We start from the raw sequence: 16,095 nt of genomic DNA, 5'->3' as shown, positions 1-16,095 counted from the left end.
ACCGACACAAGATCTCGGTGTCAGCTCCTCGTCGCTATGGACAAGTCGATGCAGGAGCGCTCGATACTCGAACACTTGCTCCACCGCGACCGGCTGATCGTCGCGATCGGGACCGCCGCAGTGGTCGCGCTCGCCTGGGCCTATCTCGCTGCGGGCGCCGGCATGGACACCGAGATGATGGCCGACATGCCGGACATGGCGCCGATGCCGTGGACGCCGTTCTATGGCGCGCTGCTGTTCGTGATGTGGTGGGTGATGATGGTCGCGATGATGGCGCCGAGCGCGGTGCCCACCGTTCTCCTGTATGCGACCGTCAAGCGAAGGCAGGAGGCTGCCTCCCGCGCCGCAATCGATAGCTGGATCTTTCTCGCCGGTTATCTCGTGACGTGGGCCGGGTTCAGTCTCGCTGCGGTCCTGGTGCAAGGAGCATTCGAACGCTTCGGGTTGTTGTCGATGGCGATGGCAAGCACCAGCGCGATTCTGGGCGGCGGCGTGCTGATTGCAGCAGGGCTCTATCAGTTCACGCCGCTCAAACAGGCCTGCCTGCGCTACTGCGACAGTCCGCTGTTGTTTCTCAGTCGATATTGGCGGCCCGGCACGCGCGGCGCATTCCGGATGGGACTTCGCCACGGCAGCTACTGCGTCGGCTGCTGCTGGTTTCTGATGGTATTGCTGTTCGTCGGCGGCGTGATGAACCTGGCCTGGATCATCGGCATCGCGCTCTATGTCGCCGCCGAGAAGCTGCTGCCGTTCGGCCAACGGTTGAGTTATGCGGCAGGCGCGCTCCTCATCCTGTCCGGCACGATCGTCCTTGCGCGCGCGATGTGAAAAACGGTCCAAAGACGGCTAAAATGTGCCGCTTGCGACATGGCGATGTGCCTGATTGCCCAATACCAGCCGACCTCCGTGATGATACGGAGGCTTTGAGCTGAAGAATTGAGCTTCCTCCAAACAAAAACTTAAGGCTGTTTCGGCTACCTTCGCGCTATGAACGGCACCCGCGCGGGTGTCCCTGTGCAGTCGAGGCGGAGACAAGGCGATGCCAATACTGCGGGCGAGCGCAGTTCTGCCCTGGCGGCCGAAGCGGGGGTGCGCGTCGTGATTCCCGCAGGGGCAGTTCGCAAAGCCGGAAGAGCGATCCTGCGGAATGCTCCGCTGCAGATCGCATTGTTCTTTCTCCCCCTGGTCTGGATCGGCTATTTCGCAATCACCGCCTCCGAGCGGATGGACGCGATCCAGCAAGCGCGGTCGCACGGCAACAGCGTCGCCGAATTGTTCGAGGAGAACACCGAGCGCATCTTCGAGCGCGTGGATCAGTCGTTGCTGGTGGTACAGGCACTCTACGCCCAGGATCCGCAGGCCTTCAGCCTGAAGTTCTGGTCCGACAAGGCCCGCCTCGCCACCGGCGACGTGGTCCAGTTCGCTCTGATCGGATCGGACGGATACATGACCGAGACGACGGCGGGCTATTCCGGTCCGCCACTTTATCTCGGTGATCGCGAGCACTTCATTCATACCATGTCGCAAGTCGACGATCGCCTTTACGTGGCGAAGCCGGTGCTGGGCCGCGCGTCCAAAAAGTGGACGATACAGCTCGCGAGAAAGCTGTTCGATCTCGCCGGCAATCGGGTCGGCGTGGTTGTCGGCTCGATCAGCGTCGACGTCGTCGGCAGGTTCTACGACACCGCAAAGCTCGGCGTCGGGGGAACGCTGGTGCTCAGGAATGCGAGCCACGTGGTGCTCGCCGCCCGGGGCGTGGACCAGGGGTCAGTGCTGGGACAAAGCGCGCCGAGCCGCGTCGCGGGCGAACTGGGCGACGGCTTCTATGCGCAATATTGGAACGAGAACCGACCGGACCGCAGCGACCGACTGATCACGGCGCGCAGGTCGCGCGCGTTTCCGCTCATCTTCACCGTCGGCATTTCGGAGCAGGAGATCTATTCCCGCTCCGCCTTCAGGCAGAAGGTCTATCTCGGCGGCGCGGTGCTGCTCACGTTCATCATCCTCGCCGCGACGACATTTCATTGGCGACGGCAGCAGGCGCTGGATCGCGCCCACCGCGAGCGGCGCGATTTCGCCAGCAAGTTCGAGGATGCGCTCAGGAACCTCCCCCAGGGCTTGAGCATGTTCGATGGCCGCGACCGTCTGATCGCGTTCAACCGGCAATGGCTCGAACTTTACGACCTCGTGCCGGAAGACATCCGGATCGGCATGGACTTCCGGGAGGTGTTCGCGAAGCAGACCGCCGTGCTCGACGTCGAGGCGTACCTCGTCGATTTGAAGAACCGGCTCGCCCAGTCGGAGCAGATCTCGAACACCGTGCAGTTTCCGGACGGCCGGGTCGTCTACATCTCCTACGGCCGGCGCGAGGACGGCGGCTGGGTTGCCACGCATGAGGACATCACCGAGCGCAAGGCGTCGGCGGACCGCATCGAGCGGCTCGCGCATTACGACAGCCTGACCGGCCTTGCCAATCGCAATCTGTTCAAGGAGCGCATCGACGAGGCGCTGGCCCGCCCGCGCCGGCCGGAGCCCGCGTTCGCCGTACTCCTGCTCGATCTCGACAAGTTCAAGTCGGTCAATGATGCGCTCGGCCACCAATGCGGCGACGCGTTGCTGAAGCAGGTTGCCGACCGGATCAAGGCGCAGATCCGTGATGCCGATACGGCGGCGCGAATCGGCGGCGATGAATTTGCCGTCATCGTCGCACCCGGCGGGGCCGCGATGCGCGACGGCGCTGAAAGCCTGGCCGCGCGGCTGGTCGAGGCCATTGCCGAACCCTTTCACATCGATGGCCACCCCGTCGTGAGCGGCTGTAGCATTGGCCTTGCGCTCGTGCCCGAGCACGGCACGCGGGTCGACGAGATCCTTCGCAACGCCGATCTTGCGCTCTACAGGTCGAAGAATGCCGGCAGAAACTGCTTCCACGTCTATTCACCGGAGCTCAAGGCGGAAGCGGATCAACGCAACGTGCTCGAGATCGAGCTGCGTGAAGCGATCTGGCGCGAGGAGATAGAGCTGTTTTATCAGCCTGTGATCGAGCTCGGCACTGGTCGGGTAAAATCGGTCGAGGCCCTGGCGCGCTGGCATCACGCCACCAGGGGCTACATCCCTCCGGCGGAGTTCATTGCGGTTGCCGAGGCGGGGGGACTGATCGTCGAGCTCGGCCACCAGGTGCTCGCCAGGGCCTGCCGCGATGCGATGAACATGCCGGGCGACATCAAGGTCGCTGTCAATCTCTCCGCCCTGCAATTTGCCAGCGCCAATCTCGTCGACACCGTGACCTTTGCGTTGACGCAGAGCGGGCTTCCGCAGACCCGGCTCGAGCTCGAGATCACCGAGAGCGTTTTTCTCGCCGACACCGAGGAGAACCTCAGGACGCTCCAGCGCCTCAAGGCGCTCGGCGTCTCCATTGCCCTCGACGATTTCGGTGTCGGATACTCGTCGTTGTCCTATTTGACGGCCTTTCCTTTCGACAAGGTCAAGATCGACAAATCCTTCATCGACAGGATCGATCGCTGCGAGACCGTCGCCGTGCTGAAATCCATCGTGCAGCTGGCAAAGACGCTGAAGCTGTCGATCGTCGCCGAGGGGGTCGAGTCCTCCGAACAGGTCAGACGGCTCCAATCACTCGGCATCCCGCTCGGCCAGGGATTTCACTTCAGCAAGCCCGTGCCGCTTGCAAGCCTCTCCTGGCAAGCCCCCACGGCGCGCCGGAAACGGCGGGTGGCGTGAGCTGAATGCCCCAGGCGTTTTCATCATGCCCGCCACTGCAGCCCCTTGGGCCGAAGAGCGTTCCTTAATTGCCGGTTCGGAAGCCTGCGCCCGCCCGTCCTGGCACTCCCCTTGCTCAGTCCTGACCCAAGCCCGGGCCTCGGCGGAGAGGCCGTTTCAGGTTGAGGCAAGTGATGCAGGAAGTGTCCCGTTCTGGTGCTGCTGACGAACTCCGGCTCGACGCGTTGATCGCCGATCTATGGTGGCGCGTTCGGCTGATTAATACCGACATTCTCGAGGAAGAGGCGCGCGCCGGGGTGTTCGACCCGGTTCAGCCGACCTACCCGCTTCTCGCGGCCAACCTTCGCGCCCGGCGCGACAATCTGGTCGCGACGATCGGCGTGCTCGAGCAGCGTGCGAGATCGGTGTCGGAAGCGGCTTGAAGCGGTCGCGGGGGCGCGCCAGCCTCGGCGTCTTCGTCAACCGGCCCGGCTGCAGCGCCAGAGGCGGGCGCGGGATGCAATGCGCATCCTCGCATGGCTCGAATGCCTCCGACGCTGTGCCGCTAACAGTTGAATTCAGGCCGCCGCCTGCCCGTGTTATGGCTGGTCTCTGCACCCCCGCGAGGCCGCCATGCTCCCCATTCCCGCCGATATCTTCACCGAACCCGAGGACGTCTCGCCCGACGGCCTGGCCAATCTCGGCCCGCTTCGGCGTCTTGCCGGCACCTGGCAGGCGGACAAGGGCATCGACATCAATCCGAAGGCGGAAGGGCCGGAGCGGCGGACCTTCATCGAGCACATCCGCATGGATCCGATCGATCCGCAGGCCAACGGGCCGCAGCTGTTGTACGGGCTGCGGTACCACATCCACATCAACACGCCCGAGGAAGACATTACCTTCCACGACCAGGTCGGCTACTGGCTGTGGGAGCCGGCGACCGGGCTGATCATGCAGACCCTGGCGATCCCGCGCGGGCAGGTGCTGCTGGCCTCGGGCAAGGCCGGGCCCGACGACAAGACGATCTCGGTCACCGCCAAGCGCGGCGACACCGCCTACGGGATCTGCTCGACCGATTTTCTGGAGCAGGCCTTTCGCACCGATGCTTACCGCTGCGACATCACCTTCAACGACGACCGCAGCTGGACCTATCTGATCCAGACCGAGTTGTTCGTGCGCGGCGCGCCGTTCAATCACCACGACACCAACACGCTCCAGCTCATAGCGCCACCCAGGCTCAATCCGCTGGCGGCGATCGTGAACGATCGTGCCGCGCGCGGTGGATCCGCGGCCTGAGTGCTGCCCGGAGGATTGCATGAAGCCCCACGTCATCTGCCTGATGCACTCCAGCCTCGACGGCCGCACGCATCCCAGCCGCTGGCGTCCGAAGGGCGCGGGCACGGACTGGTTCGAGAAGATCCACGATGAGCTCGGCGGCGATGCCTGGGTGATCGGCCGCGTCACGGGTTCGGAGTTCGCCAAGGGCAGGCCCTATCCCCCGACAGACGCGAAAGTTCCGCGCGAAAACTGGTTCGCCCGGCGCGATGCAAAGACCTACGGCGTCGTGCTCGATGCAGAGGGCAAGATCGGCTGGGGGCGCGCGGAGATCGGCGGCGATCCGATCGTCGTCGTGCTGACCGAGAATGTCCCGGATTCGCATCTCGCTGGCCTCCGCGGCGAGGGCGTGTCCTACATCTTTGCCGGCAAATCCGAGATCGACCTCGCACTGACGCTGGACATTCTCAGCCGCGAGCTCGGCGTGAAGCGCCTGCTGGTCGAGGGCGGCGGCGTCGCCAACGGCGCGTTCCTGCGCGCCGGCCTCATCGACGAATTCAACCTGATCCTCAGCCCCGCGATCGACGGCGCAAAAGGCGCCCCCTTCGTGTTCGATTCCACCGAGGCGGACAGCGACCGGCGCGCGCCGATCGCCGCGATGACGCTGGAGAGCACGCGCGAGCTCGGCGGCGGCGTCCTGCTGCTGCGCTATCTGATCCAGAACGACCCGCAAGCCGTGAGCCGGTAAGGCGCGGCCATGTCCGATCCGTCCGAGCACATCGTCATCGTCGGCGCCGGCGCGGCCGGCCTGATGGCGGCGCGCGAGCTGGCGCGTGCGGGGCGCAAGGTGACGATCCTGGAGGCGCACCAGCGCTGCGGCGGCCGCATTCATCCGCTGCCGGCCTCGCAGTTCGGCTATGCCGCCGACGGCGGCGCCGAGTTCGTCCATGGCGAGGCGCCGGTCACACGCGCATTGCTGCGCGAAGCCGGCCTGTCGCTTCAGGAGATCGAAGGCGAGCAGTGGCGCTTTGACGGGACGAAGCTCACGCGCGAGCGCGACGATCCCCATGAAGCGGAGCTTCAGGCCAAGCTGGCGGACTTGAAGGACGACCTCACGGTCGCCGACTTCCTGCGCCGGCATTTTGCAGGCGACAATTACGCGCCGCTGCGCCATTCGATCGAGCGGATGGTCGAAGGCTATGACGCGGCCGATCCCGAACGCGCCTCCACGCTGGCGCTGCGCGCGGAATGGATGGACGGCGGGCACGCTCCGCAGGCGCGCATCGAAGGCGGCTACGGCGCGATGATCGACGTGATGGCGGCCGACTGCCGCAGGCACGGCGTCACCATCCGCCTCGGCAGCGTCGTGTCGGCGATTGCGGAGGAGGGCGGCGCGGTGATCGTTCGCTGCGCCGGCGGCGACGTGCACGCCTGCGACCGCATGATCCTCACCGTGCCGCTGCCGCTGCTGCGCGAGATCGCGCTACCGGCAGGCGCGCGTGCCAAGCTGGCTGCTGTCGACGACATCGGCTTTGGCAACGTCATCAAGATCCTGCTGCGCTTCGCGCGGCCATGGTGGCGCGAGCGCAAGGAAGACCTTGCGGACATGACATTCCTGCTCTCGGACGAGGCGATCCCGGTCTGGTGGACGCGCTATCCGGACCAGCATCCCGTGCTGACGGGCTGGTTCGGCGGCCCGCGCACGGCGGAGCTGGAAAGCCTCGACGCGCGAGCATTGATCGATGCCGGGCTCGGCTCGCTCGCCGCGATCTTCGGCCTGCCGCGCGATCACATCGCGCGCGAGCTGGTGGCGTCCGCCGCGACCAACTGGGCGCATGATCCGTTCGCGCGCGGCGCCTATTCGTGGGCGACGCCGCGCACCCGAGCGGCACAGGCGATCCTCGCGCGTGGCGACGGCTTGGTGCTGTTTTCCGGCGAAGCGCTCTATCGCGGCCGCGACATGGGCACGGTCGAGGCGGCACTGGCGAGCGGCCTGGAGACGGCGAACATGATCCTTCGGGGACAATGAAAAGAGGCCCGCATCTGATGCGGGCCTCTCGTCGCGTGTGTCTCCAGATCTTACCAGCGTCCGCCGCCGAAGCTGAACGTCACGCCGGGGCCTCCGCCGTAATAGCCGTAGGGCCCGCCGCCGTAATAGCCGTGGTGCCGCGGGTAATAGCCGTAGCTCCTGTAATACGGCCGGTAATAGCCGTGATGATGCCGCCAATGATGATGGTGGCGGTAATGCCTGCGGTGCGCGCTGATGTCGGTGGTCTGGCTTTCCTGCGCGGTCTGCTTGGCACTTGTATTGCCGGCCGCGCTCGCCGATCCACCGGCCAACGCCGCAGCACCAAGGGCGATCGCGGCAATGAGATATTTCATGTCATCACTCCAGTTGAAGGTCGTGTGACAACACATGAGTATCCCGCGCGTTCCAGCCACTGCGGGCGTCGAAACGACGCAGATTTTCAGTTCCCCGATGAACGCACGTTAACGTTTGTGAACGAGCGAAGGCCGCGCGATCTATCGTCGCATGAAGAGGCATGGCCTGCGACTCGCGCCCCGAACGCGGCGCAGCTTCTCTTCGACGATGCGGTGCGAGTCCGGGACACGAGAGTGGCGCATGTAGATTTTCGCAACTGTCACGGATGCGGATTAGGAAAGCGGTGTCGCTCGGAGAGCGCAGCGAGGATCGCGTCCTTGTCTGCGATGAATGTACGACCGTGATAGCTGAGCGCAGTGCCAGGGCGCCGTGGCATCAGCGCGATCGTACACGTTGACGCCAGCGGACACGGACCTACTTGAACGGGTCCTGGATCGACGGGGCCGACTGACGAATGCGGCGCACGCTGACCGGGGTGCCGTCGGAGACGAACAGCAGCTCGTATTTGCGGCCCTCGCTATCGGTCGCCGAGCAGGTGACGTCGTTCACCTTTCTGGCGGCGAAGTTGCCGGTTTGCCGGCAGATGCCGGTCGAGGTCTGCTCGGCGGGCACGGGCAGGCCGTCGACCTTGGGGCGGTTCTTGGAGTTGAGCAGCACGCGGTCGATCCGCAGCTCGTAGGAATTGTCGTCGGCGCGCTTGCCGTTCTCGCCGGAGAACGACACCACGTGGCTGTCATCGGAGGGATCGTCGACCGCGACGGCGAAATTGACCCGGCCCGTGTCGCCATGGGCATAGGCCACCGTCTTGCACGGGAAAGTGCGGCCCGCGACCCTGAACGTCTTGCAGTGGCCGGACATCAGCGCCAGGAGATCGATGAAGGCGTTCGGCTGCGCGGGCTGATTGGTGACCGGAACGGGTTTGGAAGTCTCGGCAAAACAAGGACTTGCCGCGATCACGAGCAACGCGGCGAGGACCAATCGGCGAAGGCGCGTCGTCGGGCTCATGAGCCAGGGGGCCATGGCGGAAGAGTTCCGCACCATAGCCATCGAGCCGCAAGTTGGTTGCGATCCCGTTTGTGCTGCAAATCCCGTCTGGAATATCACCGCGTCAACCCCGAGGGCGATTCGTCCAAATCGCCCGATCCGTCCCGGCGGCCACATGCCATCAGGGCGGTGTTTTTTTCGTGGCGGAGCATGATCCGAAAAAGTGCGTAGCGGTTTTCCGAAAAAATCTGCTCAAACAATAACCTAACCCATTGCCGCCTGCCAGCGCGTGTCGCGGAAGGAGGGGCGGCGGTGGAGGCGGGCGTCCAGCACGGCGCGGGCGCGGGGCAGCTCACCGCTGCGCATGAGCGCGACGATATAGGTGTCCTCGATCAGCTCGCGCTGGGCGTGGCTGCCGCCGATGCGCACCACCTCGCCGAGCACCGGCGCGAGCATCTGCACGCAAGTCCGGTAATCCTCATCGGCGAAAGCCGCGAGTGCGCGGAAGATCGCCGGCACCACAGGGCCCGCCGGCAGCTTGCCGTCGGCCAGCCGCTGCTCGATCGCCGCAAGGCGGGCGGCGAGCGCTTCGCGATTCTGCGTCGCGGCTGCGAATAGCGCCATGTGGACGTCGGCAAAGGACAGACTCGATTTCGGAAACAGTTTTTGCGCGGCGGCGTCGGCTTCCTGCCACAGCGCCTTCGGTACCGCATGACCGTACATCGACAGGCGCCACAGCAGCGAAGCGCTGTCGGTGATGACGTTGAGCGGCGGCGCCTGCGTGGCAGTGGGCCGAAGCACGTCGGCATAGATCGCGAGCGCCCGCGCCGCATCGCCATGCTCGAGCGCGCCGAGCGCCTGATGCCAACGGATATGGCCGTGGAGGATTCCGGAGCGGTCATAAGCCGGCAGCCATTCGTCGACGAGACGATCGGCGTCCTCGGTCGATCCATCCTCGAACATCGCATGCAGCACCGCGTGCGCGGCGTGGGCATTTTCCCGGCGCAGATTGAAGCCGCGCTCGGTGACGGCGCGGCCGCGCGCGACGTCGCCATTCTCCGTCATCGCCCAGCCGGACATGGTGAGGAACCACCAGTCCTCGCCGTAATGTGGGGCGACGCGTTCGCAGAGCTCGTGCCGGGCGCGGTCGTGATCGGCCATGCCTGAGAAGGCGAACAGGCCGAACGCGCCAAGCGGCAGCGACAGCACCAATGCGTCGCGGGGCCATGCGTCGATATGCTTCAGCGTCGATGCGATCGCCTCCGGCAGCCGGCCCTCGATCGCGAGCGCCAGCGTCTCGACATGCGAGCGCTCGCGCTCGCTGCCGCGCCCGGCCACGAGCTCGCGCGCGCGTGCCGCCTTTTGCCGCGCGAGATCGCCCTGCTGGTAGAAGGCATGAACGCGGCCGCGGGCGATGTGGGCCAGCGCGAAATCAGGGTCGGCCGCGATCGCGCGCTCCAGCATCTCCGCCGTGCCGGTCCAGCCCGCGAGCATGAGGTCGACGCCGTCGCGATAGGCGGATGCTGCCTCGTGCGAGGTGGTGGAGAGCGGTAGGCCGTAGCGGTCTTGAAGCGCCATCGAAGGCCCCCCTCACGCCGTCCGCGCGCGGCGGCCTTCGATCGGATAGGCCGGATCATTGTAGCCTGGCGTCGAGGGATGGCCTGGCGTCACCAGGCGGTCGATCAGCGCCTCGTCCTCCGCGGTGAAACGATAATCGAGCGCGCTGATGTAGCCGTCCCATTGCTCCTCGGTGCGGGGACCGGCGATCACCGACGAGACGAAGGCGGAGTTGAGCACCCAGCCGACCGCGAACTGGCCGGCGGTGATGCCTTTCTTCTCGGCGTGAGCCTTGATCTCCTGCGCAAGCTGGAGCGATTCCGGCCGCCATTCGGTCTGCATCATGCGGGTGTCGTTGCGCCCCGCGCGCGTCTCCTTGTCGGGCGCTGCATCCACCCTGTACTTGCCGGTGAGCACGCCGCGCGCAAGCGGGCTATAGGGCACGATGCCGAGACCGTAATAGGCGCAGGCCGGAAAGTGCTCGACCTCCGGCATGCGGTTCATGGCGTTGTAATAAGGCTGGCTCACCGCGGGCCGGTCGATGCCGAGTCGGTCGCAGATGTTGCAGATCTCGGCGACGCGCCAGGCGCGGTAGTTGGAGACGCCGAAATAGCGCACCTTGCCGGCGTGGATCAGGTCGCTCATGGCGCGCACCGTCTCCTCCAACGGCGTGGCATGGTCTTCCTTGTGCAGATAGTAGATGTCGATGTGATCGGTGCCGAGCCGCATCAAGCTCTCGTCCGCCGCCTGCAACACCCAGCGCCGCGACAGCCCGCCGCGATTGGGATCGTCCCCCATGGGGTTTGCGAGCTTTGTGGCAAGCACCCAGGCACCACGATTGCGCGCGATGGCGCGGCCGACGACCTCCTCGGAGGCGCCTTTGGAATAAGCGTCCGCTGTGTCGATGAAATTGATCCCGGAATCGCGTGCCTTGTCGATGATCCGCTTCGACGTGGCCTCATCGGTCGGCCCGCCGAACATCATGGTGCCCAGGCAAATCGGCGAGACCTTGAGGCCGCTGCGGCCGAGCTGGCGGTATTGCATGGGCGAGTCCTCGATGTTGGTGGACGGCAGCATAGCCAGCAAAGTCCGTCATTGCGAGCGCAGCGAAGCAATCCAGAGATGTGTCCGCGGAGGGATGCTGGATTGCTTCGCTGCGCTCGCAATGACGGTGGGGCACGTTTGCGCCTCACATTCAGTGTCATCGCCCGCGAAGGCGGGCGATCCAGTACGCCGAGACAGTCGTGATCGATCGAGGGGCCGCGACGTACTGGATTTCCCGCCTTCGCGGGGAATGACGGCTGCGGGTGTGGCGCGCAGCAGCGCCGGCCTGATCGCCCGCTACCCCGGCCCCTTCAAGATCTTGAACACGCCGTTCGCCATCACGATGCAGCGGTCGTCCACGGTCACCTCGGTGCTCATGAAGATCAGGCTGCGGGTCGAGCGCACCACGCGCGGGCGGGAGATCAGGGTGTCGCCGATCTGGCCGGCCTCGACGAAATGGGTGTCGAGCTGCACCGTCGCCAAGTACTCCTTGCCGGAGACGTAACGGGCCGTCATGCCGCAGGTGCGATCGGCGAACGTCATCATCACGCCGCCCTGGACCATGCCGCGGCGGTTGTGGTGCTTGTCCTCGGTCGCGAGCGCGAACTCGTAATGGCCGTCGACCTTGCGCTCCCACAACGGGCCGATCAGATGCAGGAAGCCCGTGGTCTCCAGGATGCTCCAGCCCTCTGATTTCAACCTTGCCGCGGCCTTGCTGGTCATGTCGTCGTTCGTCCTTGCAACGCGATGTCTCCTCGTTTCATCAGATGCGGTCCTGGTGTAGTCAAGCATCATGAGAACGTTCGACGATGCCACCAGACGGAATATCGCAGAGGCCTGCGCGGCCTTCGCGCGGCTGCCCGACACAGCCGAGCCGCCGGCGCTGAAGCGCGCCGCGGTGGTGCTGGCGCTGACCGAATCCGACGACGGTGGCGACACCGCCTTCCTGCTCACCAGGCGCGCCTCGCACCTGCGCGCCCATCGCGGCCAATGGGCGCTGCCCGGCGGACGCTGCGATGCCGGCGAGACGCCGGTCGAGGCGGCGCTGCGCGAGCTCGACGAAGAGCTCGCACTCGCGCTGTCAGCCGATGCGGTGCTCGGCCTGCTCGACGATTATCCGACGCGCTCGGGCTATCTGATCACGCCGGTCGTGGTCTGGGCGGCCGATAGTGCTGCGATCCGCCCGAACCCGGACGAGGTCGCCTCCGTTCATCGCATCGCGCTGGCCACGATCGAGCGCGACGATGCCTTCGATTTCACTGAGATCCCCGAGAGCAACCGCCGCGTGATCCGCTTCCATCATCAGATGAGCCTGATCCATGCCCCGACCGCGGCGCTGATCTACCAGTTCCGCGAGGTGCTGGCGGGGCGGCACACCCGCGTCACCGACCTGGAACAGCCGGTATTCGCCTGGACGTGACGATGGTAAACGGCGCGTTAACGCGACGGTTACCGGATGCCTGCTAAGAAGGCAGCATGCATCATTCGATTCGAAATAAATTGGCGCTGGTTCCGCTCGCGCTCGTCCTGATCTCGCCTGCGGCGCGCGGCGCCGAGGCCGACGCGCTGTCGCCCGCCGTTCGCAATGCCAACGCCCAGCTGCTGTCGCAGTTTTTCGCACAAGGCGGGGGCGCTTCGCCCGCCGTGCTCGAATATCGCCGCAAGCTCGCGGAATACCAGGCCGCGCGCGCCGCCTTCGATGCCGAGGCCGGCGCCTATTGGAGCCAAATCTCCGAGAAGCGGAAGACCCGCAACGCCAAGCGGCGCAATGGGCAGCAGATCACGCTCGATGACTACGTGCTGGAGCATCCGCCGCTCTATACCGGGCCGAAGAAGCCGGTGAATCCGGAGCCGGAGGAAACGCCGGATCGCCCCGCGAGAAGACCGATCCCCGTGGTCGCCGATTTCCTGCGTGCGGCGCAGGAACTCTACCAGTTCACGCCGCAACGCCCGTCCAGCGAGCTCGAGTTCAAGCGCGCCTATGCGCGCTACGCTCTGGCCCATGGCCTGACGCGCGAGCAGGCGGTGCGGGTCTATTCGTTCGAGACCGGCGGCACCGGCAGTTACGACGTGCAGGCGGGCATCGAGCATGGCGGCAAGCGCGCGATCTCGACCGCGATGGGCTACAACCAGCTGCTCACCACCAACAGCGTCGAGCTGCTCGCCGAGCAGGGCCATGAACTGATCCGCGCGCTGTCCGAGAAGGTGACGCGCACATCTGGACCGGCGCGGCATGCGCTCGAGCACAAGCTCACTGTCCTGAAGAAGATGGTGGCGCACGCGAAGTCGGTGCCCGATACCTGGTCGGAGCACGAGAAGATGGGCGCCACCCCGCAGGGCTGGGCCATGCATGCGATGGTGCTCGACGTTGACATCGGACCGATGCTGCAGACCCACAAGCTGCTGACTTCGGTGCATTTCGCCCGCGCCAAGGGACACTCGCGCCCGCTGTCGGCGGCCGAGCTCGAGATGATGAACCTCACCGGCGACGGCACCGGCCTCGACATGGTGACGATGCCGCAAGCGATGCGCGAGCGGGTGCCGACCTCGAATTTCTTCCAGCGCGGCGGCTATGAGCGCAACCCAGTCGCGATCCGCCACAACACGGTGGCGAAGCTGCTGGCCGTGACGGACGAGCGCATGGACGTGAACAGCGGCAAACCCGGCGCAAGGGAATTGGCAGGGGCGTTCTAGGAGCGCTCGCTCTTGCCGCATTTTCCGCTGTCATGCCACGCGAAGGCGGGGCATCCAGTACGCCGCGGCCTCTCGATTCAACCACAAGGGCTCTGGAATACTGGATCGTCCGCCTTCGCGGACGATGACACCGAGTAAGTGGCGGGGCAGCCGCCCGCCTTCTCCGCTTACTGATCCGGCCCGAACTTGAACTTGCCGTCACCCTCCAGATACGGGCCGGTGCGCATGTAGAGCTGGCCGTTCTGGCCGATGAAGAACAGCGTGCCCTTGGGCACCTTCTTGGCGCCCTTCAAGAGCTCGCCGGCGTTGCTGGTGCCCATCTTGTAGGAATAGGTCTTGCCCTCCCTGTCGTAGGCGTAGCCGGTGTCGGTCTTCAGCTCCCAGGGCGTCGCTGCGGTTTGCGCCAATGCGGGCGCTACCAATGCGCCGAGCGCGGCTGCGAGTGCAAATATCTTGATTGAAAATGCCGTCATCCCATCCTCCCAAGATCGGGACATTCCATGATTGAACAAATCACGAACGATGCGTCCCGGTCAACTTGCGATAGCGCCGCAGCGCATCACGTCTTGCCCAGCAGTTTGTGATTTTCCCTCCGTCCCCTCGCGACTATGTTCCGCTTTCCGTTTAGAACGCAACTCGACAAAAATATTGGTGGGGATGATTCGAATGAACCTTGTCGTCAAAGCCTGCTCGGCTGCCGCGCTGTTGCTCACGGCGCTGGCGCCGGCCGCCCAAGCCGATGACTACCGGCTCAGCCACAACCAGCGGATTTCGTGCAGCCGCGGCCTTGCCCCGGGCAAGCTGAACACGGCGACCTGCAAGTCCTACACCTATCTCTTCAACACCAGGACCTCGGAATATTTCCGCTGCCAGGTCTCCCTGGCGCTGACCCGCGACAACAAGGAAGTCATCAACGTCCAGACCGACGGCGGCTGCACCAAGAAACCGCGCATTTTCGAGACCGACGGCAAGTACGATTTCGACGCCACCGAGACCGAGCCGCCGAACACCAATTCGTTCTTCGGCCCCGGCGGCTATTCGGTCTGGGCCGCCGACGTCGGCGCGCAGAAGGTGCGCGGCTGCATTACCATCTCCTCCGGCCTCGGCTCCGACATCTCAAAATGCCTGGACATGACGTTCCAGTGAGCGAGCGCTCGATAGCCACTGCGTAGACGGTGCGCTCCCTGCCCCGCCTACGGGGGAGGGCTGGGGAGAGGTGTCTCCGCATCGGGACAATCTCCTAGAGGAGAAAACCCTCACCCGCGCCTTCGGCGCGACCTCTCCCGCAAGCGGGAGAGGTGACCGAGCAAGCCGCTCCGACTCGGACCTAACGCGACTCCAGTCCCGCTGCGCCACCTCGCCGCACCGTCCGGTTCCCAAAAACCCAGCGGGAACGGCCCTTTGCCGCAGTCCTGTTTTGCCTTTTGGATGGGTTGACCCGCATCCCTCATCCGGCCAATTTCGCCGCCGGTTTGGGGAGAACAACAACCATGAAACGGACGATTTTCGGCGCGGCCGCGGCTCTGGCTCTGGCGGCGTCGGCACCTTGCGCCCAGGCGCAATCCTTCATCAACGTGCTGACCGGCGGCACCTCGGGCGTCTACTATCCGCTCGGGGTCGCGATCGGAAAGATCTACGGCGACAAGATTCCGAACGTGAAGACGCAGGTGCAGGCCACCAAGGCGTCGGTCGAGAACCTGATCCTGCTGCAGCAGGGCCGCGGCGAGCTGGCGTTCACGCTGGGCGACTCGCTGAAAGCCGCCTGGGAGGGCGAGGAGGAGGCGGGCTTCAAGACCAAGCTCGACAAGCTCCGCACCATCGGCGCGATCTACCCGAACTACATCCAGATCGTCGCGACTGCCGACAGCGGCATCAAGACGCTCGCCGATCTCAAGGGCAAGAGCCTGTCGGTCGGTGCACCGAAGTCGGGCACCGAGCTGAACTCCCGCGCGATCCTGGCCGCTGCCGGCATGAGCTACAAGGAGCTCGGCAAGGTCGAATATCTGCCGTTCGCCGAATCCGTCGATCTCATGAAGAACCGGCAGCTCAACGCCACGCTGCAATCGGCCGGGCTCGGTGTCGCCTCGCTGAAGGACCTCTCGACCTCGAGCCCGATCACGGTGGTGTCGGTGCCGAAGGAGACCGTCGACAAGATCGGCCCGCCCTTCGTGGCGGCGACTATTCCGGCCAACACCTATACCGGCCAGGACAAGGACGTGCCGACTGCGGCCGTGATCAATTATCTGGTCACCAGCTCCGCCGTCTCGGACGATCTCGCCTATCAGATGACCAAGCTGGTCTATGAATCGCTGCCCGAACTCGTCACTGCGCACGCGGCCGGCAAGGAGATCAAGCTCGAGACCGCCGCCACCGGCAGCCCGGTCCCGCTGCACCCCGGCGCGATCCGCTATTACAAGGAACAGGGGCTGATCAAGTAATCAGCT

16 protein-coding genes are annotated in these 16,095 nt (G+C 65.2%); 10 read left to right on the top strand and 6 right to left on the bottom strand.

Annotated features, from left to right (window positions below; translation table 11 throughout):
* The first annotated feature begins 48 nt into the window (after nucleotides 1–48).
* From I6F37_RS16165 to I6F37_RS16140, 6 genes are all read left to right on the top strand, one after another.
* Complete coding sequence (locus tag I6F37_RS16165; RefSeq protein ID WP_036014354.1) at nucleotides 49–828, top strand: DUF2182 domain-containing protein; 780 nt, start codon at nucleotides 49–51, stop codon at nucleotides 826–828.
* A gap of 339 nt (nucleotides 829–1,167) precedes the next feature.
* Nucleotides 1,168–3,735, top strand: coding sequence for an EAL domain-containing protein (locus I6F37_RS16160; RefSeq protein ID WP_225151923.1), 2,568 nt, complete (start codon nucleotides 1,168–1,170; stop codon nucleotides 3,733–3,735).
* A gap of 173 nt (nucleotides 3,736–3,908) precedes the next feature.
* A complete protein-coding gene (locus I6F37_RS16155; protein ID WP_025032359.1) occupies nucleotides 3,909–4,157 on the top strand; it encodes a hypothetical protein in 249 nt (82 codons plus the stop codon).
* Between the two features lie 190 nt (nucleotides 4,158–4,347).
* Nucleotides 4,348–5,010 (top strand): FABP family protein, encoded by a 663-nt coding sequence (locus I6F37_RS16150; RefSeq protein ID WP_036014348.1) that lies wholly within the window; start codon nucleotides 4,348–4,350, stop codon nucleotides 5,008–5,010.
* A 19-nt stretch (nucleotides 5,011–5,029) separates the two neighbouring features.
* Nucleotides 5,030–5,737, top strand: coding sequence for a dihydrofolate reductase family protein (locus I6F37_RS16145; RefSeq protein ID WP_225151921.1), 708 nt, complete (start codon nucleotides 5,030–5,032; stop codon nucleotides 5,735–5,737).
* Between the two features lie 9 nt (nucleotides 5,738–5,746).
* Nucleotides 5,747–7,018, top strand: a complete 1,272-nt coding sequence (locus I6F37_RS16140; protein ID WP_225151919.1) for an NAD(P)/FAD-dependent oxidoreductase — start codon at nucleotides 5,747–5,749, stop codon at nucleotides 7,016–7,018.
* Nucleotides 7,019–7,068: 50 nt separating this feature from the next.
* Here the strand turns inward: I6F37_RS16140 and I6F37_RS16135 are convergent, their stop codons facing one another.
* The 5 genes from I6F37_RS16135 to I6F37_RS16115 all read right to left on the bottom strand — a co-directional run bounded on the left by I6F37_RS16135 (nucleotide 7,069) and on the right by I6F37_RS16115 (nucleotide 11,680).
* The gene (locus I6F37_RS16135) at nucleotides 7,069–7,371 is read right to left on the bottom strand and encodes a hypothetical protein (RefSeq protein WP_036027019.1); all 303 of its coding nucleotides are present in this window, start codon (nucleotides 7,369–7,371) and stop codon (nucleotides 7,069–7,071) included.
* Between the two features lie 415 nt (nucleotides 7,372–7,786).
* Nucleotides 7,787–8,392, bottom strand: a complete 606-nt coding sequence (locus I6F37_RS16130) for a hypothetical protein (protein WP_225151917.1) — start codon at nucleotides 8,390–8,392, stop codon at nucleotides 7,787–7,789.
* A gap of 228 nt (nucleotides 8,393–8,620) precedes the next feature.
* Complete coding sequence (locus tag I6F37_RS16125; protein WP_225151915.1) at nucleotides 8,621–9,934, bottom strand: tetratricopeptide repeat protein; 1,314 nt, start codon at nucleotides 9,932–9,934, stop codon at nucleotides 8,621–8,623.
* Between the two features lie 12 nt (nucleotides 9,935–9,946).
* Nucleotides 9,947–10,957 (bottom strand): aldo/keto reductase, encoded by a 1,011-nt coding sequence (locus tag I6F37_RS16120; RefSeq protein ID WP_225140507.1) that lies wholly within the window; start codon nucleotides 10,955–10,957, stop codon nucleotides 9,947–9,949.
* 297 nt (nucleotides 10,958–11,254) lie between these two features.
* The gene (locus I6F37_RS16115) at nucleotides 11,255–11,680 is read right to left on the bottom strand and encodes a PaaI family thioesterase (RefSeq protein ID WP_036014328.1); all 426 of its coding nucleotides are present in this window, start codon (nucleotides 11,678–11,680) and stop codon (nucleotides 11,255–11,257) included.
* 70 nt (nucleotides 11,681–11,750) lie between these two features.
* On the opposite strand from I6F37_RS16115, the gene I6F37_RS16110 reads away from it, so the two are divergent.
* Entirely contained in the window at nucleotides 11,751–12,377 is a 627-nt protein-coding gene (locus I6F37_RS16110; RefSeq protein ID WP_225151913.1) for a CoA pyrophosphatase, read from the top strand.
* Between the two features lie 56 nt (nucleotides 12,378–12,433).
* On the top strand, nucleotides 12,434–13,651 hold the full coding sequence (locus I6F37_RS16105) for a hypothetical protein (protein WP_225151911.1): 1,218 nt from the start codon (nucleotides 12,434–12,436) through the stop codon (nucleotides 13,649–13,651).
* Nucleotides 13,652–13,818: 167 nt separating this feature from the next.
* Here I6F37_RS16105 and I6F37_RS16100 read toward each other — a convergent pair whose 3' ends face one another.
* Entirely contained in the window at nucleotides 13,819–14,124 is a 306-nt protein-coding gene (locus I6F37_RS16100) for a hypothetical protein (RefSeq protein WP_225151909.1), read from the bottom strand.
* Nucleotides 14,125–14,317: 193 nt separating this feature from the next.
* Between I6F37_RS16100 and I6F37_RS16095 the strand changes: the two genes are divergently transcribed.
* Nucleotides 14,318–14,797, top strand: a complete 480-nt coding sequence (locus tag I6F37_RS16095; RefSeq protein ID WP_036014322.1) for a hypothetical protein — start codon at nucleotides 14,318–14,320, stop codon at nucleotides 14,795–14,797.
* A gap of 344 nt (nucleotides 14,798–15,141) precedes the next feature.
* Nucleotides 15,142–16,089: a TAXI family TRAP transporter solute-binding subunit gene (locus I6F37_RS16090; RefSeq protein WP_225151908.1), complete on the top strand. Its 948-nt coding sequence runs from the start codon at nucleotides 15,142–15,144 to the stop codon at nucleotides 16,087–16,089.
* Nucleotides 16,090–16,095 lie beyond the last annotated feature (6 nt).

It is taken from the genome of Bradyrhizobium sp. NBAIM08 (assembly GCF_020193935.1).
In the GTDB taxonomy this organism is placed as follows: domain Bacteria; phylum Pseudomonadota; class Alphaproteobacteria; order Rhizobiales; family Xanthobacteraceae; genus Bradyrhizobium; species Bradyrhizobium yuanmingense.
The sequence above is the reverse complement of the archived record's forward strand: the minus strand, read 5'-3'. Positions and strand labels throughout refer to the sequence as shown.

Bases quoted from the DNA above. Each gene is read 5' to 3' on its own strand.
- I6F37_RS16115 (WP_036014328.1), bottom strand. From the start codon at position 11,680: ATGACCAGCAAGGCCGCGGCAAGGTTGAAATCAGAGGGCTGGAGCATC.
- I6F37_RS16110 (WP_225151913.1), top strand. From the start codon at position 11,751: ATGAGAACGTTCGACGATGCCACCAGACGGAATATCGCAGAGGCCTGC.
- I6F37_RS16155 (WP_025032359.1), top strand. From the start codon at position 3,909: ATGCAGGAAGTGTCCCGTTCTGGTGCTGCTGACGAACTCCGGCTCGAC.
- I6F37_RS16150 (WP_036014348.1), top strand. From the start codon at position 4,348: ATGCTCCCCATTCCCGCCGATATCTTCACCGAACCCGAGGACGTCTCG.
- I6F37_RS16125 (WP_225151915.1), bottom strand. From the start codon at position 9,934: ATGGCGCTTCAAGACCGCTACGGCCTACCGCTCTCCACCACCTCGCAC.
- I6F37_RS16135 (WP_036027019.1), bottom strand. From the start codon at position 7,371: ATGAAATATCTCATTGCCGCGATCGCCCTTGGTGCTGCGGCGTTGGCC.
- I6F37_RS16120 (WP_225140507.1), bottom strand. From the start codon at position 10,957: ATGCAATACCGCCAGCTCGGCCGCAGCGGCCTCAAGGTCTCGCCGATT.
- I6F37_RS16105 (WP_225151911.1), top strand. From the start codon at position 12,434: ATGCATCATTCGATTCGAAATAAATTGGCGCTGGTTCCGCTCGCGCTC.
- I6F37_RS16095 (WP_036014322.1), top strand. From the start codon at position 14,318: ATGAACCTTGTCGTCAAAGCCTGCTCGGCTGCCGCGCTGTTGCTCACG.
- I6F37_RS16140 (WP_225151919.1), top strand. From the start codon at position 5,747: ATGTCCGATCCGTCCGAGCACATCGTCATCGTCGGCGCCGGCGCGGCC.
- I6F37_RS16145 (WP_225151921.1), top strand. From the start codon at position 5,030: ATGAAGCCCCACGTCATCTGCCTGATGCACTCCAGCCTCGACGGCCGC.
- I6F37_RS16100 (WP_225151909.1), bottom strand. From the start codon at position 14,124: ATGACGGCATTTTCAATCAAGATATTTGCACTCGCAGCCGCGCTCGGC.
- I6F37_RS16130 (WP_225151917.1), bottom strand. From the start codon at position 8,392: ATGGCCCCCTGGCTCATGAGCCCGACGACGCGCCTTCGCCGATTGGTC.
- I6F37_RS16165 (WP_036014354.1), top strand. From the start codon at position 49: ATGCAGGAGCGCTCGATACTCGAACACTTGCTCCACCGCGACCGGCTG.
- I6F37_RS16090 (WP_225151908.1), top strand. From the start codon at position 15,142: ATGAAACGGACGATTTTCGGCGCGGCCGCGGCTCTGGCTCTGGCGGCG.